A 17,920-nucleotide genomic window follows, 5' to 3' on the forward strand; every position below is an offset into this window, starting at 1 on the left:
CGTCAGAGGTCCAGCGCGTGGCCCGTCGTCGCGTCCACGTGCGACGGGACCTCGTCGTGGCGGTCGCCGACCGTGGAGGTGCCGGTCGGTTCGAGGAGCAGGATCGACGCGCCGCCGGGGGCGTACGGCTTGTGCTCGACGCCCCGGGGGACGGTGAAGACCGAGCCCTTCGGGAGGCGGACCGTGCGCTCGCCGGCCGGTTCGCGCAGCGCGATGCGCAGTTCGCCGTCGAGGACGAGGAAGAACTCGTCGGTGTCGTCGTGCGCGTGCCACAGGTGCTCGCCCTCGACCTTGGCCACGCGGACGTCGTAGTCGTTGACGCGGGTGACGATCCGGGGGCTCCACAGGGCGTCGAAGGAGGCGAGGGCGGCGGCGAGGGCGAGGGGTTCGTTGCGGGTCATGGGGTGATCCTCGCCGTGGCGGGAGGCGGAGCGGGAGTGCTAGGAATCGCACATGTCGCAAGGATCCTCGCAGCAGGCCGTGCCCGTCCCCGCCCGTGGGCGCGGCTCCGCCCTCCACCGGGTCGTCGTGATCGTCGACGCCAACTCCAACCCCTTCGAGCTCGGCTGCGCCAGCGAGGTCTTCGGACTGCGGCGGCCCGAGCTGGGGGAGGGGCGCGAACTGCTGTACGACTTCGGGCTCTGCTCTCCGGAGCCGGAGACGGTCATGCGGGACGGGTTCTTCACGCTGTCCGGGGTCCGTGGTCTGGAGGCGGCGGACACGGCCGACACCGTCATCGTGCCCAACCGTCCCGACGTGGCCGTGCCGCGCCGCCCCGCCGTCCTCGACGCGATCCGGCGGGCGCACGCGCGCGGGGCGCGGCTGGTCGGCTTCTGCAGCGGGGCGTTCACGCTGGCGGAGGCGGGCGTCCTGGACGGGCGGCGGGCGACGGCGCACTGGCAGTGGGCGGACGCCTTCCGGGCGCGGTTCCCGGCCGTGCGCCTGGAGGAGGACGTGCTGTTCGTCGACGACGGCGACATCCTGACGGCGGCGGGCAGCGCCGCCGCCCTCGATCTGGGGCTGCACGTGGTGCGGCGCGACCACGGGGCGGAGGTCGCGAGCGCGGTGAGCCGGCGGCTCGTCTTCGCCGCCCACCGGGACGGCGGGCAGCGGCAGTTCATCGAGCGGCCCGTGCCGGAGGTCCCGGAGGAGTCGCTCGCGCCGGTGCTCGCCTGGGCGCAGGAGCGGCTCGACCGGCCGCTGGCGGTGGCCGACCTCGCCGCGCGGGCGGCCGTCAGCCCGGCGACCCTGCACCGGCGCTTCCGGGCGGAGCTGGGCACGACGCCGCTGGCCTGGCTGACGGGGGAGCGGGTGACGCTGGCCCGCCGGCTCCTGGAGCGCGGGGAGGCCCGGCTCGACGTGGTGGCGCGGGCGAGCGGGCTCGGCACGGCGGCCCATCTGCGGACCCTGGTGCGCCGCGAGACGGGGCTGTCGCCGTCGGCGTACCGGAACCGCTTCGGCCCGGGCGGGACGTGAGTCCCGGCCCGGGCCGCGGGGTTCGTGCGGTTCGTGCGGATCGTGCGGGTGGTGCGGGGGCGCCATGGGGGTGGCGGTCTCAGTTGGAGTGGGCGGAGATGTCGCCGTAGGAGGTGGTGGCGCGGATGGCGAGGCCGGCGCCGTTGCCCTCGGCGTTCCGGAGGGCGTTGCTGACGCGGCCGTAGGAGGTGCCGGCGTCGAGGGTCGCGGCGACGCCGCGGGCGGCGCCGACCGAGATCGAGCCGGACTGCGTGCTCAGCTCCACCGAACCGGCCGTGGCCTCGGCGATCCGCAGGTCGCCGCGGGCGGTGGTGAGTTCGGCGTCGCCGTTGACGCGGCCGAGGGTGATGTCGCCGTCCTGGAGGGTGAGGCGGACGCGGCGGGCCTCGTCGAGCTTGACCGGGCCCTGGGCGGCCTCGAAGGTGACGTCCCCGAGCCGTCCGACGCCGCGCAGGTCCGCGGCGGCGGCCTTGCCCTCGACGGAGGAGCCGGCCGGGAGCTGGACGGTGATCTCGACGGAGCCGGAGGCGCCGAACAGCTGGTTCCCGGCCTTAGGGGCGGTGATCCGCAGGACGCCGTCCGCGAAGGTGACCGCGGTCTCCTCGGCGGCCTTCACGTCACGGGACCGGCCGGCGGTGGCGGGGCGGATGTCGACGGTGACGTCGGCGCGGTCGGCGGCGATGAAGCGGAGGTGGCCGGCCGGGACGGCGACGAGGGCGGCGATCGGGGCGGTGGCGGCGAAGGTCTGCATGGTGGGCGCTCCTGTGGAGTGGTGTTCCCGTCGGCGTTTCCGACATGAGAAAAGCTACGTTGCTTTCCAATGTCTGGCAACTCTCTCGTTGCACTGGATTGAGGTATGCGCAGGTCATCACCGAGATTTCGTTGCAATGGAGCGAGAATTGATGCAACGACCCGGAATCTTCGCGTTGCAATGGAGGGAGGGTGAACGCTATGCTGGCCGCGTTGTGGACGCACGGGTGTGAAAGGGGAGCGCGATGCCGGGAGGCAGGCTCACTCAGCAGGAACGTCAGCAGATCGCGCTGGGGCTGGCCGACGGGCTCGCGTACGCGGAGATCGGCAGGCGGCTCGACCGCCCCACCTCCACCGTCACCCGCGAGGTGATGCGCAACGGCGGCCCCACCGCCTACCGCCCCGACCTGGCGCACCGCGCCACCGAGGGTCGCGCCCGGCGCCGCCGGCCCGGGGGCGCCGCCGCGGCGCCGGCCGCGCGGGCGGACGGGCGGGACGTGGAGGCCGTGCGTGACTACGAGGAGGCGTTCGCCACCGTCTTCATGCAGAGCGGTCTGCCCCGGATGACCGCCCGCGTCCTCGCCGCCCTCTACGCCACCGACGCGGGCAGCCTCACCGCCGGCGAACTCGGCGAGCGGCTCCAGGTCAGCGCCGGCTCCATCTCCAAGGCCATCGCCTTCCTGGAGAGTCAGAGCCTCATCCGCCGCGAGCGCGACGACCGGCGCCGCGAGCGGTACGTCGTCGACGACGAGCTCTGGTACCAGTCGATGATCGCCGCCGCCAAGGCCAACGAGCAGATGGTCGAGATCGCCCGGCAGGGCGTCGCCGTCCTCGGCCCCGGCACCCCCGCCGCCGCCCGCCTGGAGAACGTCGCCCGCTTCATGGACTTCGTCAGCGAGGGCATCGTGCGCGCCGCCGAGCAGGCCCGGGAGATCCTCCTGACGAAGCCCGCGGAGCCGGAGGGCGTACCGGAGGGCGCACCGGACGGCGGGTGAGCCCCGCACTCCTGGACCTCAGGCCACATCTGACCTTCCGTCAGATGTGGCCTTCCGTCGTAATGGAACGTGTTCTACTCTGCGCGCCATGGGCATCGCCATCACGCACGAACAGCGGGACCTCGCCCGGTCCGTCCGCGCCTGGCTCACCCGCGCCGCGCCCCCCGAGGAGCTCCGCCGCTGGCTCGACGCGCCCGCACCGCCGGCCGGCCGGCCCGCGTACTGGGACGCCGCCGCCGCGCAGGGCCTCCTCGGGATCCACGTACCGGAGGAGCACGGCGGCGGGGGAGGCGGCCTCGACGACCTCGCGGTCGTCGTCGAGGAGACCGCCCGCGCCCTGCTCCCCGGCCCCTACCTCCCCTCCGTCCTCACCGCCGAACTCCTGCGCCGCGCGGGCGCGTCCGGACCCCTCCTCGCCGACCTCGCCGAAGGCCGCCGCATCGGCGCCGTCGCCCTCGGCGGGCCCGGCACCCTCACCGCCGTACGCACCGGCTCCGGGTACCTCCTCGACGGCACCGCGCCGCCCGTCCTCGGCGCCGCCCAGGCCGACCTGCTCCTCCTCCAGGCCGCCACCGTCGACGGCACCGTGTGGCTCACCGTCGACGCGCACGCCCCGGACGGCGCGCCGGGGCCCGCCGTCCGCGCCCACGCCTGCGCCGACCCCACCCGGCCCACCGCCGAGGTCGCCGCCGCCGCCCTGCCCGTGCCCGCCGAGCGCGTCCTCGCCCTCGACACCGGTCTCGTCCACGACCTCGCCGCCGTCCTCTTCGCCGCCGACGCCTGCGGCACCGCCGCCCGCGCCGTCGAGACCGCCGCCGAACACGCCCGCACCCGCGAGCAGTTCGGGCGTCCCATCGGACGGTTCCAGGGCGTCAAACACCTCTGCGCCGACATGCTCGTCCGGCTCGAACAGGCCCGTGCCCTCGCCTGGGACGCCGCCCGCGCCGCCGACGACCCCGCCCGGCCCCTCGTCGCCGCGCTCGCCGCCGCCACCGCCCTCGACGCCGCCCACACCTGCGCCAAGGACTGCGTCCAGATCCTCGGCGGCATCGGCTTCACCTGGGAACACGACGCCCACATCCTGCTGCGCCGCGCCCTCGTCGCCCGCCAGCTCCTCGGCACCGGCGACCGCTTCCGGCTCGACGCCCTCCGGCACGCCGCCACCGGGCTGCGCCGCGGCCTCCGCCTCGACCTGCCGGCCGCCGCCGAGCCGTACCGCGAGGCCGCCCGCGCCGCCATCGCCCCCGCCGTCGGACTCGACCCGCCCGCCGCCCGCCGCGTCCTCGCCCCCACCGGCCACGCCGCCCCGCACCTCCCGGAGCCGTACGGCCTCGGCGCGGGCCCGCTCCAGCAGCTCGCCGTCCAGCGCGAACTCGACGAGGCGGGCGTCACCGTCGCCGGACTCGGCATCGCCACCTGGGTCGTCCCGTCCCTCCTCGCCCACGGCAGCCCCGCGCAGCAGACCACCCACCTCCTGCCCACCCTCCGCGGCGAGCGGCGCTGGTGCCAGCTCTTCTCCGAGCCCGGCGCCGGCTCCGACCTCGCCTCCCTGCGCACCCGCGCCGAACGCACCGAGGACGGCCGCTGGCGGATCACCGGACAGAAGGTGTGGACGAGCGCCGCCCAGGGGGCCGACTTCGGCATCCTCCTCGCCCGCACCGACCCCGGCGCCCCCAAGCACCGGGGCCTCACCTACTTCCTCGTCGACATGAGGAACACCCCGGGCATCGACATCCGCCCGCTGAAGGAGATCACCGGGGACTCGCTCTTCAACGAGGTCTGGTTCGACGGCGCGCTGCTCCCCGCCGACGCCGTCGTCGGCGAGGTGAACGACGGCTGGCGGGTCGCCCGCAACACCCTCGGCAACGAACGCGTCCACATGGCCGACCAGGTCGTCTTCGACACCGGCCTCGAAGCGCTCATCAAGGCCTCCGCCGAGGCCGACGGCTCCGTCCGCGCCCGCACCGGCGCCCTCCTCGCCGAGGCCCACGCGCTCGCCTGCATCGGCCTGCGCACCACCCTCCTCCAGGTGTCGGGACTCGAACCCGGCGCGGGCGCCAGCGTCCGCAAGCTCGTCCAGACCCTCCACCAGCAGAGGACCGCCGAACTCGCCCTCGAACTCCTCGGCCCCGACGGCGCCGTGTACGAGGGCGCCGGCGCGGCCGCCGTCCACGGCTTCCTCATGTCCCGCTGTCTGACCATCGCGGGCGGCACCACACAGGTACAGCTCAACGTCGTCGCCGAGCGGCTGCTCGGCCTCCCCAGGGACTGAGAGGGCACGCCGTGAAGTCGTCCATGAAGTCGTCCGTGAAGTCGTCCGTGAAGTCCTTCGTCGTCGGTGTCGGCACGACGAAGTTCGAGAAGCCCGAGACCCGGGACTGGCAGTACTGGGACATGGCGCGCGAGGCCGGCACCGCCGCGCTCGCCGACGCCGGGATCCCGTACGAGAAGGTCGAACAGGCCGCCGTCGGCTACTGCTTCCAGGCCTCCACGGCGGGACAGCGGGCCGTCTACGAACTCGGCCTCACCGGCCTGCCCGTCTACAACCTCAACAACAACTGCGCCACCGGCTCCACCGCCCTCATGACCGCCCGCCAGTTCGTCGAGGGCGGCATCGCCGACTGCGTCCTCGCCCTCGGCTTCGAGAAGATGAGCCGGGGCGCGCTGGGCGGCGGTTCCGGCGCGGGCGACTTCGCGGCCTCGCCCGTCGCCCGGCACTACGGCATCATGGCCGCCGCCCACGGCTTCGAGGCCTCCCCGCCCACCGCGCAGATCTTCGGCAACGCCGCCCGCGAACACATGGAGCGGTACGGCACCACCGAGGCGCAGCTCGCCGCCGTCGCCGCCAAGAACCACCTCCACTCCTCGCGCAACCCCCAGGCCCAGTTCCAGGACGTCTACACGGTCGAGGAGGTCCTCGCGGCGAAGACCGTGCACCACCCGCTCACCAGGCTCCAGTGCTCGCCGACCTCGGACGGCGCCGCCGCCGCCCTCGTCGTCTCCGAGCGCTTCGTCGCCGAACACGGCCTGGAGGGGCGGGCCGTGGAGATCGCGGGCCAGGCCATGACCACCGACACCGGCGAGTCCTTCGCCTCCGGCTCCTGCATCGACGCCGTCGGCCGGCCCATGTCGCGGGAGGCCGCGCGGCAGGCGTACGAGGCCTCCGGGCTGGGCATCGAGGACGTCGACGTCATCGAGCTCCACGACTGCTTCTCCGTCAACGAGCTCCTCACCTACGAGGCCCTCGGCATGTGCGCGGAGGGCGCCTCCGGCAAGCTCGTCGAGTCCGGCGCCACGACCTACGGCGGACGGTGGGTGGTCAACCCCTCCGGCGGTCTCATCTCCAAGGGGCACCCGCTCGGCGCCACCGGCCTCGCGCAGGCCGCCGAACTCGTCCGGCAGCTCCGCGGCGAGGCCGAGGGCCGCCAGGTCGCCGGCGCCCGCGTCGGCCTCGCCCACAACATCGGCCTCGGCGGCGCGGCGGTCGTGACCCTCCTGCGTCGCAGGTCGTAGGACTCTTTCCGCATGTACGGGGCGGAGCCGCTCTGCGACCATGACACGCATGCCGCAGACCGACTCCGCCGCCGGAAGCACCGCCACCCGCCCCTCCATACGCACGGCCCGGCCCTGGCTCGTCGTCCTCGTCGCCTGCGCCGGGCAGTTCCTCGTCGTCCTCGACGTGTCGGTCATGAACGTGGCGCTGCCGTCCCTCAAGGCCGACCTCGGCCTCGGCACCCTCGGCCTCCAGTGGGTCCTCAACGCCTACGCGATCGCCTTCGCCGGCTTCATGCTGCTCGGCGGCAGGGCGGCCGACCTGTACGGGCGCAAGACGATGTTCCTCGCGGGCCTCGGGCTCTTCACCGCCGCCTCCGTCGTCGGCGGCCTCGCCCCCGAGGGCGGCCACCTCATCGCGGCGCGGGCCGCGCAGGGACTCGGCGCGGCGGCGCTCTCCCCGGCCACCCTCACCCTCGTCACCTCCGCCGTCCCGCCCGGCGCGGCCCGCACCCGGGCCATCGCCACCTGGACGGCGGTCGGCGCGGCGGGCGGCGCCGCGGGCGGCTTCGTCGGCGGCCTCCTCGTCGACCTCCTGAACTGGCGCTGGGTGCTGCTGGTCAACGCGCCCCTCGGCGTCCTCATCCTCGCCGCGGCCGTCCTCTGGCTCGCCGAGAGCCGCACGGCGGACGGGCGCCGCCTGGACCTGCCCGGGGCGGTCCTCGTCACCGGGGGCCTGGCGACGCTCGCGTACGGCATCGTGCAGACCGAGATGGCCGGCTGGACCTCGGCCGCGACGCTGCTGCCGCTCCTCGGCGGCCTCGCGCTCCTGGCGGTCTTCGTCGCGGTCGAGAAGCGCACGAAGGAACCCCTGGTCCCGCTCGGCATCTTCCGCAACCGGGCCGTGTCCGCCGCCAACACCGGCATCATGCTGTGCGGCTCCGCCTCCTTCGGCATGTGGTTCTTCATGACCGTGTACGCCCAGAACGTCCTCGGCTACACCCCGCTCCAGGCCGGACTCGCCCTCGTGCCCAGCTCGCTGGCCGTCCTCGTCGGCTCCAAGACCGCGCCCCGTCTGATGGCCGTCACCGGCGCGCGGACGCTCGCGATCGCCGGCATCCTCACGGCGGCGGCCGGCTTCGCCTGGCAGTCCACGCTCACCGCCGACGGCACCTTCCTCACCACGGTGCTCGGCCCCGGCATCCTCATGATGGCCGGCATCGGCCTCGCCACCACGCCGCTCGCCACCCTCGCCACCTCCGGAGCCGCCCCCGGCGACGCCGGCCTCGTCTCCGGCCTGGTGAACACCTCCCGGACGATGGGCGGCGCGATCGGCCTCGCCCTGCTGACCACGGTCGCGGCCGCCGCCACCCCGGACCCCGCCCACCTGGTCCCCGGCTACGCGACGGCCTTCCGCGTCTCCACCGCCATCCTCCTGACGGCGGCGATCCTGATGGCCCTCTGGCTCCCCAGGAAGACCAAGGCGGCCTAGAGCCACCCCTGCTGCCGGGCGGCCCGGGCCGCCTCCATCCGGTTGCGCGTCCCGGTCTTCCCGATGGCGGCGGACAGGTAGTTCCGGACGGTCGACTCGGACAGCCGCAGCCGCCCCGCGATGTCGGCGACCGTCGCCCCGTCCACCGCCGCCGCCAGCGCCTCCCGCTCACGGGCCGTCAGCGGGTTCGGCCCCGCGCCGAGCGCGGCGGCGGCGAGCGCCGGATCGACGACGGTCTCGCCGCGCAGCACCGCCCGGATCGCCTCCGCCAGCTCCTCCACCGGCCCGTCCTTCACCAGGAACCCGGCCGCCCCCGCCTCCATCGCCCGCCGCAGATACCCCGGCCGCCCGAACGTCGTCAGGATCAGCACCCGGCAGTCCGGCACCTCGTCCCGCAGCTCCGCCGCCGCGTCGAGCCCCGACCGCCCCGGCAGCTCGATGTCCAGGAGCGCCACATCGGGCCGTGCCACCAGCGCCCGCTCGACGATCTCGTCCCCCCGCCCCACCTGGGCGACGACCTCGATGTCCGCCTCCATCCCGAGCAAGAGCGCGAGCGCCCCGCGCATCATCCCCTGGTCCTCGGCGAGGAGCACCCGGATGGACTTCCCGGGCCGGTGGTCCCGCGGCATCTCGTTCACACCGGAAAGCGTAGGCCGGGCGGCCTTCCCCCGCCGGGCGGAACGCGCGTGCCCTCGTGCCGGAATGATCGTTTCCCCGGCATGAAGAAGATCATCAGCGTCACCGCCCTCGCCCTCGCGGCCCTCGCCTCCGCCGCCCCGGCCCACGCCGACAACGACGCGAACTTCGGCAGCGGCGTCAACGCCGCCAACAACTGGAACTTCACCGCCGCCGACGTCTGCGTCCAGGAACTCGCCGTGGTCCCCGCCCTCGGCGACTGGACGGGGAACCACCGGAACAACTGCTCCAACGGCAACGTCATCGACCACGCGAAGTAGCCCCCTCCACCGCCCCGGGCGCCGCCGGGACCTCCGCCACCAGCCGGAACCCACCGCCCGGGGCACCCGCCGCCGTGAGCGTGCCGCCCGCTGCCGCGAGGCGCTCGGCGAGGCCACGCAGGCCGCTGCCGAAGGGATCCGCGGCGGCGCCGCCCCGGCCGTCGTCGGTGACCGTGAGGCGGGTCCGCTCCGGAGTGGCGCGCACCGCGATCTCGCAGCGGGTGGCGGCCGCGTGCCGGACCACGTTCGTCACCGCCTCCCGCACCACCGAGCCGAACAGCGCCTCCGCCGCCGGGTCGAGCGGCGGGCCCGAGCGCCGTACCACCGGTTCCACGTCCGCCGAGGCGAGCACCGACCTGGCCCGGTCCAGCTCCGTGCCGAGACCGGCCTCGCGGTAGCCGGTCACTGCCTCCCGGATCTCGGTGAGCGCCTCCCGGCCCACCTGCTCGATGTCCGTGATCTGGCCCAGCGCCGCGCCCGGGTCGTGCGGCACGAGCCGCCTCGCCGCCTCCGACTTGACCACGATCACCGACAGGGTGTGGCCGAGCAGGTCGTGCAGGTCCCGGGAGAAGCGCAGTCGCTCCCGCTCCACCGCCGCGCGGGCCAGCTCCTCGCGGGTGGCGCGCAGTTCGGCGACCGTCTCGTTCAGCGCGAGGATCGCCGCCGTCACCATGGTCGAGATGAACGTCCCGTACACGATCCCGATCGAGTCCCAGCCGTCCCGCCAGAAGGTGACGGCCCCGACCGCCACGACCAGGGGGAGCGTCAGGCGCCGCAGCTCTCGGGCGCCCCGCGCCACCGCGCCCAGCGCCAGGCCGAGCAGTGGGCACAGCAGCAGCCACTCGCGGCCGTAGCCGATCGCCAGGGCGAAGGTGACGGCGGCGAGCGCGCCCAGCAGGACCCAGGTGGTCGTGGTCGCGCGGCGGGACCCGTCGAAGGCGCGCAGGACGACCGCGATGTAAAGCGCGTTGAAGGCCAGCAGGCCGGCCATGCCGAGCCAGGGGTTGGGGGCCTCGCCGCTGACGAGGTGGGAGAGCGAGCCCATCCCCATCAGCAGCCAGGGCAGCAGGCTCAGCCCGTTCGGCCCCCGCCGCTCCCCGTCCTCCCGTCCCGCGCAGCGCTTCCGCGACCGGATCCCCATCACGCGCCCCCCGTCTCAGAACGTCCGTGCGGAACGACGGTACGAGACCGCCGCGTACGTCCCGAAGACCGCGCCCCACACGGCGAGCAGCGCCACGGCGGCGGTGCCCGGCGCGTGCCCCTCCGCGAGGGCCGTGCCCAGCTCCGCGAAGCGGCGGCTCGGGGTCCAGGCCGAGAGCGCGGCCAGCCACGGCGGGAAGAGCGACACTGGGAACCAGAGGCCGCCGGTCACCGCGAGGCCGAGGGTGCACGCCACGTTGACCGCCCCGGTCGTCTGCGGCGCCAGCCGGTAGCCGTTGCCGAGGCCGAGGAGCGTGAAGGGCAGCGAGCCCAGCCAGAGCGCCGCCGCCACCGCCGCCCACTGGAGCGCCGGCATTCGCACGCCGTTGAGCAGCCCGCCGGCCAGCAGCACCGTCCCGATGGACGGCAGCACCACCACCGCCCCGGTCAGGGCGCGCCCCGTGACGACCCGGCGCGGGCTCATCGGGGTGATCCGCAACTGCCGCAGCCAGCCCGTCGACCGATCCTCGGCGACCGCGCCGCCGAGCGAGACGGCGGCGCCGAGCGCGCCGTACGCCGCCATGCCCACCATGGCGGCGGTCCTGACGGCGGGGTCGTTCTGCCCGCCGAGGTTGGTGAAGAGCAGGTACATGAGGACCGGGACGGCGACGGTCGAGATGACGAACCCCTGGTCGCGCAGGGTGCGGCGGACCTCCAGGCGGGCGTACGCGGCCGTGGTGGACAGGGCTGTGTTCATCGGCTCGGCTCCGGTTCCCGGGCGGCCCGCGTGAGGGCGAGGAAGACGTCGGCGAGGGCCGGCGGGGCGACCTCCAGGCCTCGTATCGCGTCCCGCGCGGCGAGTCCCCGGACGGTCGCGTCCGGGTCGTCGGTGCGGAGCCGGGCACGGTCGCCGCGGATCTCGACGTCGGTCACCCCGGGCAGCGCGGAGAGGTACGCGGAGGGGCCGCCGTCCAGGTCGAGGGCGACGACCGCCCCGCCGGCCGCCCGCCTCAGCTCCCCGGGTGTGCCGTCGGCGGCGATCCGGCCGTCGTCGAGGACGACGATCCGGTCGGCGGAGGAGTCCGCCTCCTCCAGGTGGTGGGTGGAGAACAGGACGGTGCCGCCCCGCCGGGCGTAGCCGCGCATCGCGTCCCAGAACTCGACGCGGGCCGCCACGTCGAGCGCGCTGGTCGGCTCGTCCAGGACGAGCAGTTCCGGGTCGCCGGCCAGTGCGACGGCGAAGCGGACCCGCTGGGCCTGGCCGCCGGAGAGGCCGCCGACCCGGCGGTCGGCGAGGGCGGTGAGTCCGGCGAGGGCGAGGGCGTCGGTGACGGGCATCGGCCGGGGGTAGGTCCGGGCGACGAAGCCGACGAGCTCGCGGACGGTGACCCGGGGGACGGCGCGCCCCTCCTGGAGCATCGCCCCGACCCGGCCCGCGCGCACGGCCCGCTCGGGGGTGCCGCCGAGGAGGGAGACGTGCCCGTCGTCGGGGGTGTCGAGGCCGAGGAGGAGGCCGATGGCGGTGGACTTCCCGGCGCCGTTGCGTCCGAGCAGGGCGAGCGTCTCGCCGCGCCGGACGGCGAGGTCCAGGCCGTCGGCGGCGCGGACGGCTCCGTGCGTCTTGGTGACCGCCTCCAGGGCGGCCGCGGGTTCCTGCGTCATGGCCCCGAAGGTACGGAGCGGGGGATGGGGTGCGGCAGGCCGTGGCGTACGGACCCGGCGGTGACAAATATCCCGGGTACGGGTGCCGGCGACGCTTTCTGACGTGTCGTCAGGAGTGTGGTGTACGAGGGTTCCCAACGCCCCGCCCCTCGGCTATACATGGGGGACACCGAACTGGAACGCGTTCTACATCGGCGCGTACGGGACGGTTCCCGCACGGCCTCGGCGTGACCGACGGTGCGGACGGTCGCGCCGAGGTCTTCCACTCCAGGGACCTCCAAGGAGCAGCAAGCCGATGCCCATTGACGCCGCCAAGGCCCTCGCCGCCGAGCCCCGCAGCGCCGAGATCGCCTGGGACCACAAGGACGTCCAGCTCTACCACCTCGGCCTCGGCGCCGGCAGCCCCGCCACCGACCCGGCGGAGCTGCGCTACACCCTCGAATCCCGGCTCCACGTGCTGCCCAGCTTCGCCACCGTCGCCGGCGCCGGCATGGGCGTCGTCGGCGGACTCTCCGCCCCCGGCATCGACATCGACCTCGCCGCCGTCCTCCACGGCGGCCAGTCGGTCACCCTCCACCGCCCGCTGCCCACCGGCGGCCGCGCCGTCTCCACCTCCCGCGTCGCCGCCGTGTACGACAAGGGCAAGGCCGCCATCCTCGTGCTGCGCTCCGAGGCCGCCGACGACGAGGGCCCGCTGTGGACCTCCGACGCCCAGATCTTCGTCCGCGGCGAAGGCGGCTGGGGCGGCGACCGCGGCCCCTCCGAGCGGCTCGAACTCCCCGGCCGGGCACCGGACCGGACCGTCGAGCGGGCCGTCCGCGAGGACCAGGCGCTGCTCTACCGCCTCTCCGGCGACTGGAACCCGCTCCACGCCGACCCCGACTTCGCGAAGCTCGCGGGCTTCGACCGGCCGATCCTGCACGGCCTGTGCACCTACGGCATGACGCTCAAGGCGGTCGTGGACACGCTGCTCGACGGCGACGTCACCCGGGTCCGCGCCTACCGCACCCGCTTCGCCGGGGTCGTCTTCCCCGGCGAGACCCTGCGCATCCGGATGTGGGCCGGGGACGGCCGCGTCCAGGTGACGGTGACGGCCGTGGAGCGCGACGACGCCCCGGTCCTCGCCGACACCCTCGTCACCCACTCGTAGACCCGTCCCGGAGGGAGCCGCACCATGCGCGCAGCCGTACTGCACGAGATCGGCCAGGACAAGCTGGAGGTCCTCGACGACGTCGAGGCGGTGGGCTTCGGCCCGGGCAGGGTGCGGATCCGGGTGCGGGCCACCGGCCTGTGCCACTCGGACGTCTCCGCCATGAGCGGCGTCCTGCCGCAGCCCGCGCCCTTCATCCCCGGCCACGAGGGCGCCGGCGAGATCCTCGACGTCGGCGACGGCGTCACCGGACTCACCCCCGGCCAGCGGGTCCTGCTCTGCTGGCTGCCCGCCTGCGGCAGCTGCGCCGCCTGCAGGCGCGGCCAGACCCAGCTCTGTCTCGCCGGCTTCATGAACGCCGGCACCCCCAACTTCAAGCGCCCCGGCGGGGACGTCTTCGGCTTCGCCGGCACCGGCACCTTCACCGAGGAGGTCGTCGTCGACGCCGGCTGCGCCGTCCCCATCCCGGACGACGTGCCCTTCGACATCGCCGCCCTCATCGGCTGCGGCGTCACCACCGGCCTCGGCGCGGCCATCAACACCGCCAAGGTGGAGGCCGGTTCGTCGGTCGCCGTCATAGGCTGCGGTGGCGTCGGCATCTCCGCCATCCAGGGCGCCCGGCTCCAGGGCGCCGCCCAGATCGTCGCCGTCGACCCCGTCGAGTCCCGCCGCGAGGCCGCCCTCCGCTTCGGCGCCACCGAGGCCGTCGCCCCCGAGGCGCTGGCCGACGCCAAGCAGCGGATCACCGCCGGCGAGGGCTTCGACTACGTCTTCGAGGTGGTCGGCAAGTCCGCCACCGCGCGGACCGCGTACGAGACGACCCGGCGCGGCGGCACCCTCTGCGTCGTCGGCGCGGGCGCCATGGACGACCACCTCCGGCTCAACATGTTCGAGCTGTTCTTCGACGAGAAGCGGATCCTGCCCTCCATGTACGGCGGCGGGGACGTCCTGCGGTCGTACGAGCGGGCCATCGCGCTCTGGCGGGCCGGCCGCATCGACCTGGAGTCGCTCATCACCCACCGGGTTCCGCTTGCGCACATCAACGAGGCCCTGGAGCAGATGCGGACCGGCGCGTCCCTCCGCACCTGCGTCGAGATCTGAGAGGACTCCGTCATGTCACTGCCTCTGCCGCTCGAAGGGCTGAGCGCGATCGTCACCGGCGCCGGGCGCGGGCTCGGCCGCGCCGAGGCGCTCGAACTGGCCCGGCTCGGCGCGGCCGTCGTCGTCAACGACTACGGGCAGCCCGGCCGGGACGGATCCGGGGAGGCCTCGGCCGCCCCCGCGGAGGAGGTGGCCGCCGAGATCACCGCGGCCGGCGGCCGGGCCGTCGCCCACCTCGGCGACGTCTCCGACTTCGAGACCGCGCGCGGCCTCGTCGACCTCGCCGTCGCCGAGTTCGGCAAGCTGGACGTCCTCGTCAACAACGCGGGCATCCTGCGCGACCGGATGGTCTTCTCGATGAGCGAGGACGAGTGGGACTCGGTCGTCCGCGTCCACCTCAAGGGTCACTTCAACACCACCCACTTCGCCGCCGTGCACTGGCGCGGGCGCGCCAAGGCGGGGGAGACCGGCGTCTACGGCCGGATCGTCAACACCTCCTCCGAGGCCTTCCTCGCCGGTTCGGCCGGACAGCCCAACTACGCGGCGGCCAAGGGCGGCATCGTCGGCCTCACCACCTCCACGGCGCTCGCCCTCGCCCGGTACGGGGTCACCGCCAACGCCATCTGCCCCCGGGCCCGCACCCGCATGACGGAGGACGTCTTCGCTGGCTTCGCCGAACCGGCCGCCGAGGACCAGCTCGACCCTCTGTCGCCGGAGCACGTGGCCCCGCTCGTCGGCTACCTCGCCTCCCCGGCGGCGGCCCGGGTCAACGGGCAGCTGCTCGTCGTCCACGGCGGGATGGTCGCCGTCGTCGAACGGCCCCGGGTCGCGGCCAAGTTCGACACCGCCAAGGAGGCCTTCGGCTTCGAGGAGCTCGACGGGCTGCTCACCCCGTACTTCGCGGAGCGCCCGCCGAGCGAGACCTTCGCGGCCACCGAGGTCCTGGGGCTGAAGAAGGGCTGAACCCGGCCCGGGGGGACCGGAGGAGGGGACGGCGAAGGGCCCCGGGGGAGCGGATCCCCCGGGGCCCTTCGCCGTCGCGCGCGGACGAGGGCCTAGCCCTCGTGCGCCTCGCGGCGGTGCCGTCCGTGCGGGGCGGAGGTCGTCTCCTCCGCCGGCGCGGCCGGGCCCCGGTGCCGTCCGGCACCCGTGCCCTGCGCCTCCTCCGTGGACTGCGTGCTGTCGTCCGCCATGTCGTACTCACCCCGTTGACGTGCCTGTGCGTGCGGTACTGCGGCGGTGAGTCTAACCAGCGGGTTTACGGTCCGTCAGAGGCGCCTGCTGGAGCGGCACCGGCCGCAGCGCGCGCGGCTGTTCCTCCTCCGCCGAGGGTGCCGCTTCCGCTTCCGGTCCCGACCCCGGCTCCGGTTCGGGGTCGTCCGGCACCGTCAGCCCGGCCAGCGCGCACGGCAGCTCCGGCGTGGAGCACGGCAGCCGCAGGATGCCCTCCGGCGACCACGCCCCGGCCCCCGCCACCCACCCGGGCGGCGCCGCCACCTGGTGCATCCGCCGCCCCGAGGGCCGCCAGAGCCCGACCCAGCTGCCGCTCGCCGCGTCGATCCGCAGCGCGACCCCGCAGCTCTCCGGCATCAGCACCTGGCCCGGCTGGACCGCGAACGGCGTCACCGCCGCGTCGTCGAGGCGCAGGCACTCGGGGAAGCGCACCGGCAGCAGGCTCCCCAGCACCCCCCAGCCGAGCCGCTCGTGCCCCGGCGAGGGCGCGTCCGAACGGATCAGCAGCAGCCCGCTGTCCGGGTCCGCGAGCAGCAGCCGGTCGTCGCTCGCCTCGGTGATCTGGAGCAGCGGCGACACCTCGCCGCCCCGCTCCAGGTCCACCGCCACCGTCTTCACCGGCCCGTCGCCGAGCCGCCGGTCCAGGGCCAGCATCCGCCCCGTACGGTCGAGCCAGACCCCGCCCGCGCAGTGGCCCGGGAGCTCGGCGACCCGCTCGGGGCCGAAGGCGCCGCCCGCCACCAGCCAGAGCGTGGTGGACTCCGGGCCGATGTGGCGCGCGTAGGCGCAGATGCCGTCCGGGGACGGCGGCAGCAGTTCCACCGGGCCGTCGCCGGGCGCCTCCACCGAGCCGAGCCGCAGCTCGCCGGTGCCGGGGCCGGTCGGGTACAGCAGCGAGAAGGTGTGCCGCCGCCCGTCCACCCGGCGGCACACCAGGACCCGCCCGTCGGCGAGCGGCAGCAGCCGCGCGTCGCGCTCCTCGGGCTGGTCCAGGGGGAGCGGCACGGCGTACGGCTCCGGGCCGTCGAGGGTCCAGCGCTCCGCGTACAGGGCGTCCCCGGAACCCGCGAGCCGGGCCGCGTACGCGCCGTTCGCGGTGATCGTGAAGCCCGCCGGGGGGTGGACGGCCGTCCCCTCGTGGTCGCCGTCCCCGGCCGTGGTCTCGATGGCCAAGGCTGTCATCGACTCGTCACCTCCGGCCACGAAGCTAGTTTTCGCACTTCCAGCCGAACAACACGAGCCCACGCACTTCACACATATGGATGGCGGTGTGCCGGTTCGATTGAGCGGAAGGGGCCGGTTGTGCTGACGGGGCCGGGGGTACGTAAGGTAAGGCCAACCTAAGCGGACCCTGTGGCTCCGCTGGGGAACGTCCGTACGCGTCGCCCCACCTCGACGTCCGCCATCGAAGAGGAGCCCCTCGATGTCCCTCCGCCGCCGCGGCACCGCCGCCGCCGTCGCCCTCGCCGCCGCGCTCTCCCTCGCGGCCTGCGGAGGCGGCGACGACTCCGCCGCCGCCAAGAAGGAGGACACGGCGAAGAAGAAGGACGTCGCCACCGGCGGCAAGGACTTCGGCGACGCGGCCGCCAAGACCGCGGCCCTGGGCACCGACGCCAAGCCCGGCCAGTTCCCCCGCACCCTCACCCACGCCATGGGCACCAGCGAGCTGAAGGCCGCCCCGAAGCGCGTCGTCGTCCTCGACGTCGGCGAGCTCGACAACGTCGTCTCCCTCGGCGTCCAGCCCGTCGGCTACGCCCCCTCCGAGGGCGACGACGGCATCCCCGGCTACCTCGCCAAGGACGCCGGCGCCCCCAAGTCCGTCGGCACCATCAACAACCTCAACCTGGAGGCCATCGCCAACCTCCAGCCCGACCTCATCCTCGGCAGCCAGCTGCGCGCCGCCGACAAGTACGACGAGCTGTCGAAGATCGCGCCGACCGTCTTCTCCATCCGCCCGGGCTTCACCTGGAAGGAGAACTACCTCCTCAACGCCGCCGCGCTCGACAAGACCGCCGAGGCGAAGGAGAAGCTCGCCGCGTACGAGACGAAGGCGAAGCAGCTCGGCATGGACATCGGCCCGAACAAGCCGACCATCTCCATGGTCCGCTACCTCCCGGGCAAGATCCGCCTCTACGCGAAGGCGTCGTTCATCGGCACCATCCTGGAGGACACCGGCCTGCCGCGGCCGACGAACCAGCAGGTGAACGACCTCGCCGTCGAGGTCAGCCCGGAGAAGATCGACCAGGCCGACGCCGACTGGATCTTCACCGGCGTCTACGGCGACGCCAAGGCGACCAAGAAGGACGCCGCCCAGGGCAACCCGCTCTGGAAGAACCTCAAGGCCGTCAAGGCGGGCCAGGCCAAGGACGTCCCGGACGAGACCTGGTACCTGGGCCTCGGCGTGACCGCGGCGAACAGCGTCCTCGACGACCTGCGCGCCGACCTGGTGAAGAAGTAGGGGCCCGACCCCCGG

General features: G+C 74.5%; 18 protein-coding genes. 10 read left to right on the forward strand and 8 right to left on the reverse strand.

The window, feature by feature from the left end:
• Positions 1 to 2: 2 nt before the first annotated feature.
• Complete coding sequence (locus tag ABZ621_RS02790) at positions 3 to 401, reverse strand: cupin domain-containing protein (RefSeq protein WP_360600000.1); 399 nt, start codon at positions 399 to 401, stop codon at positions 3 to 5.
• 52 nt (positions 402 to 453) lie between these two features.
• Here ABZ621_RS02790 and ABZ621_RS02795 point away from each other — a divergent pair, with 52 nt between their 5' ends.
• A complete protein-coding gene (locus ABZ621_RS02795) occupies positions 454 to 1,476 on the forward strand; it encodes a helix-turn-helix domain-containing protein (protein ID WP_360600002.1) in 1,023 nt (340 codons plus the stop codon).
• A 79-nt stretch (positions 1,477 to 1,555) separates the two neighbouring features.
• Here ABZ621_RS02795 and ABZ621_RS02800 read toward each other — a convergent pair whose 3' ends face one another.
• Positions 1,556 to 2,227, reverse strand: a complete 672-nt coding sequence (locus ABZ621_RS02800; RefSeq protein WP_360600004.1) for a DUF4097 family beta strand repeat-containing protein — start codon at positions 2,225 to 2,227, stop codon at positions 1,556 to 1,558.
• 244 nt (positions 2,228 to 2,471) lie between these two features.
• Here ABZ621_RS02800 and ABZ621_RS02805 point away from each other — a divergent pair, with 244 nt between their 5' ends.
• The 4 genes from ABZ621_RS02805 (at position 2,472) to ABZ621_RS02820 (ending at position 8,205) form a co-directional block, all read left to right on the forward strand.
• The gene (locus ABZ621_RS02805; RefSeq protein ID WP_360600008.1) at positions 2,472 to 3,221 is read left to right on the forward strand and encodes a helix-turn-helix domain-containing protein; all 750 of its coding nucleotides are present in this window, start codon (positions 2,472 to 2,474) and stop codon (positions 3,219 to 3,221) included.
• A gap of 88 nt (positions 3,222 to 3,309) precedes the next feature.
• A complete protein-coding gene (locus ABZ621_RS02810; protein ID WP_360600010.1) occupies positions 3,310 to 5,493 on the forward strand; it encodes an acyl-CoA dehydrogenase in 2,184 nt (727 codons plus the stop codon).
• A 47-nt stretch (positions 5,494 to 5,540) separates the two neighbouring features.
• Positions 5,541 to 6,734 carry a lipid-transfer protein gene (locus tag ABZ621_RS02815; RefSeq protein WP_360600783.1) on the forward strand — a complete coding sequence of 398 codons (1,194 nt, stop codon included), beginning with the start codon at positions 5,541 to 5,543 and terminating at the stop codon, positions 6,732 to 6,734.
• A gap of 40 nt (positions 6,735 to 6,774) precedes the next feature.
• The gene (locus ABZ621_RS02820; protein ID WP_360600011.1) at positions 6,775 to 8,205 is read left to right on the forward strand and encodes a DHA2 family efflux MFS transporter permease subunit; all 1,431 of its coding nucleotides are present in this window, start codon (positions 6,775 to 6,777) and stop codon (positions 8,203 to 8,205) included.
• On the opposite strand, the gene ABZ621_RS02825 is transcribed toward ABZ621_RS02820, so the two are convergent.
• Positions 8,202 to 8,834, reverse strand: coding sequence for a response regulator transcription factor (locus ABZ621_RS02825; RefSeq protein WP_360600785.1), 633 nt, complete (start codon positions 8,832 to 8,834; stop codon positions 8,202 to 8,204). The genes ABZ621_RS02820 and ABZ621_RS02825 overlap by 4 nt on opposite strands.
• 90 nt (positions 8,835 to 8,924) lie before the next feature.
• Here ABZ621_RS02825 and ABZ621_RS02830 point away from each other — a divergent pair, with 90 nt between their 5' ends.
• Entirely contained in the window at positions 8,925 to 9,161 is a 237-nt protein-coding gene (locus ABZ621_RS02830) for a hypothetical protein (protein WP_360600013.1), read from the forward strand.
• On the opposite strand, the gene ABZ621_RS02835 is transcribed toward ABZ621_RS02830, so the two are convergent.
• The 3 genes from ABZ621_RS02835 to ABZ621_RS02845 are packed head-to-tail and all read right to left on the reverse strand — an operon-like array spanning position 9,142 to position 11,963.
• Positions 9,142 to 10,302, reverse strand: a complete 1,161-nt coding sequence (locus ABZ621_RS02835; protein ID WP_360600015.1) for a histidine kinase — start codon at positions 10,300 to 10,302, stop codon at positions 9,142 to 9,144. The genes ABZ621_RS02830 and ABZ621_RS02835 overlap by 20 nt on opposite strands.
• Before the next feature lie 15 nt (positions 10,303 to 10,317).
• Positions 10,318 to 11,058, reverse strand: coding sequence for an ABC transporter permease (locus ABZ621_RS02840; protein ID WP_360600017.1), 741 nt, complete (start codon positions 11,056 to 11,058; stop codon positions 10,318 to 10,320).
• A complete protein-coding gene (locus tag ABZ621_RS02845; protein ID WP_360600019.1) occupies positions 11,055 to 11,963 on the reverse strand; it encodes an ABC transporter ATP-binding protein in 909 nt (302 codons plus the stop codon). Before ABZ621_RS02845 ends, ABZ621_RS02840 begins: the two co-directional genes overlap by 4 nt.
• Before the next feature lie 295 nt (positions 11,964 to 12,258).
• Between ABZ621_RS02845 and ABZ621_RS02850 the strand changes: the two genes are divergently transcribed.
• The 3 genes from ABZ621_RS02850 to ABZ621_RS02860 are packed head-to-tail and all read left to right on the forward strand — an operon-like array spanning position 12,259 to position 15,177.
• Positions 12,259 to 13,113, forward strand: a complete 855-nt coding sequence (locus ABZ621_RS02850) for a MaoC/PaaZ C-terminal domain-containing protein (protein ID WP_360600021.1) — start codon at positions 12,259 to 12,261, stop codon at positions 13,111 to 13,113.
• A gap of 24 nt (positions 13,114 to 13,137) precedes the next feature.
• Positions 13,138 to 14,214, forward strand: a complete 1,077-nt coding sequence (locus ABZ621_RS02855; RefSeq protein ID WP_360600023.1) for a Zn-dependent alcohol dehydrogenase — start codon at positions 13,138 to 13,140, stop codon at positions 14,212 to 14,214.
• A gap of 12 nt (positions 14,215 to 14,226) precedes the next feature.
• Positions 14,227 to 15,177 (forward strand): 3-oxoacyl-ACP reductase, encoded by a 951-nt coding sequence (locus tag ABZ621_RS02860; RefSeq protein ID WP_360600025.1) that lies wholly within the window; start codon positions 14,227 to 14,229, stop codon positions 15,175 to 15,177.
• A 92-nt stretch (positions 15,178 to 15,269) separates the two neighbouring features.
• On the opposite strand, the gene ABZ621_RS02865 is transcribed toward ABZ621_RS02860, so the two are convergent.
• Positions 15,270 to 15,407, reverse strand: coding sequence for a hypothetical protein (locus ABZ621_RS02865; protein WP_360600027.1), 138 nt, complete (start codon positions 15,405 to 15,407; stop codon positions 15,270 to 15,272).
• 52 nt (positions 15,408 to 15,459) lie between these two features.
• Positions 15,460 to 16,629 (reverse strand): hypothetical protein, encoded by a 1,170-nt coding sequence (locus ABZ621_RS02870; RefSeq protein WP_360600029.1) that lies wholly within the window; start codon positions 16,627 to 16,629, stop codon positions 15,460 to 15,462.
• Between the two features lie 241 nt (positions 16,630 to 16,870).
• On the opposite strand from ABZ621_RS02870, the gene ABZ621_RS02875 reads away from it, so the two are divergent.
• Positions 16,871 to 17,905: an iron-siderophore ABC transporter substrate-binding protein gene (locus ABZ621_RS02875; protein WP_360600030.1), complete on the forward strand. Its 1,035-nt coding sequence runs from the start codon at positions 16,871 to 16,873 to the stop codon at positions 17,903 to 17,905.
• The last annotated feature ends 15 nt before the right edge of the window (positions 17,906 to 17,920 follow it).

Origin of the sequence: Streptomyces sp. NPDC007863 (assembly GCF_040633895.1) — a bacterium.
GTDB lineage: Bacteria > Actinomycetota > Actinomycetes > Streptomycetales > Streptomycetaceae > Streptomyces.

What these genes read in the sequence shown, in the direction of transcription:
- ABZ621_RS02790 (WP_360600000.1), bottom strand. Translation starts at nt 401, where the DNA reads ATGACCCGCAACGAACCCCTCGCCCTCGCCGCCGCCCTCGCCTCCTTC.
- ABZ621_RS02795 (WP_360600002.1), top strand. Translation starts at nt 454, where the DNA reads ATGTCGCAAGGATCCTCGCAGCAGGCCGTGCCCGTCCCCGCCCGTGGG.
- ABZ621_RS02800 (WP_360600004.1), bottom strand. Translation starts at nt 2,227, where the DNA reads ATGCAGACCTTCGCCGCCACCGCCCCGATCGCCGCCCTCGTCGCCGTC.
- ABZ621_RS02805 (WP_360600008.1), top strand. Translation starts at nt 2,472, where the DNA reads ATGCCGGGAGGCAGGCTCACTCAGCAGGAACGTCAGCAGATCGCGCTG.
- ABZ621_RS02810 (WP_360600010.1), top strand. Translation starts at nt 3,310, where the DNA reads ATGGGCATCGCCATCACGCACGAACAGCGGGACCTCGCCCGGTCCGTC.
- ABZ621_RS02820 (WP_360600011.1), top strand. Translation starts at nt 6,775, where the DNA reads ATGACACGCATGCCGCAGACCGACTCCGCCGCCGGAAGCACCGCCACC.
- ABZ621_RS02825 (WP_360600785.1), bottom strand. Translation starts at nt 8,834, where the DNA reads ATGCCGCGGGACCACCGGCCCGGGAAGTCCATCCGGGTGCTCCTCGCC.
- ABZ621_RS02830 (WP_360600013.1), top strand. Translation starts at nt 8,925, where the DNA reads ATGAAGAAGATCATCAGCGTCACCGCCCTCGCCCTCGCGGCCCTCGCC.
- ABZ621_RS02835 (WP_360600015.1), bottom strand. Translation starts at nt 10,302, where the DNA reads ATGGGGATCCGGTCGCGGAAGCGCTGCGCGGGACGGGAGGACGGGGAG.
- ABZ621_RS02840 (WP_360600017.1), bottom strand. Translation starts at nt 11,058, where the DNA reads ATGAACACAGCCCTGTCCACCACGGCCGCGTACGCCCGCCTGGAGGTC.
- ABZ621_RS02845 (WP_360600019.1), bottom strand. Translation starts at nt 11,963, where the DNA reads ATGACGCAGGAACCCGCGGCCGCCCTGGAGGCGGTCACCAAGACGCAC.
- ABZ621_RS02850 (WP_360600021.1), top strand. Translation starts at nt 12,259, where the DNA reads ATGCCCATTGACGCCGCCAAGGCCCTCGCCGCCGAGCCCCGCAGCGCC.
- ABZ621_RS02855 (WP_360600023.1), top strand. Translation starts at nt 13,138, where the DNA reads ATGCGCGCAGCCGTACTGCACGAGATCGGCCAGGACAAGCTGGAGGTC.
- ABZ621_RS02860 (WP_360600025.1), top strand. Translation starts at nt 14,227, where the DNA reads ATGTCACTGCCTCTGCCGCTCGAAGGGCTGAGCGCGATCGTCACCGGC.
- ABZ621_RS02865 (WP_360600027.1), bottom strand. Translation starts at nt 15,407, where the DNA reads ATGGCGGACGACAGCACGCAGTCCACGGAGGAGGCGCAGGGCACGGGT.
- ABZ621_RS02870 (WP_360600029.1), bottom strand. Translation starts at nt 16,629, where the DNA reads ATGACAGCCTTGGCCATCGAGACCACGGCCGGGGACGGCGACCACGAG.
- ABZ621_RS02875 (WP_360600030.1), top strand. Translation starts at nt 16,871, where the DNA reads ATGTCCCTCCGCCGCCGCGGCACCGCCGCCGCCGTCGCCCTCGCCGCC.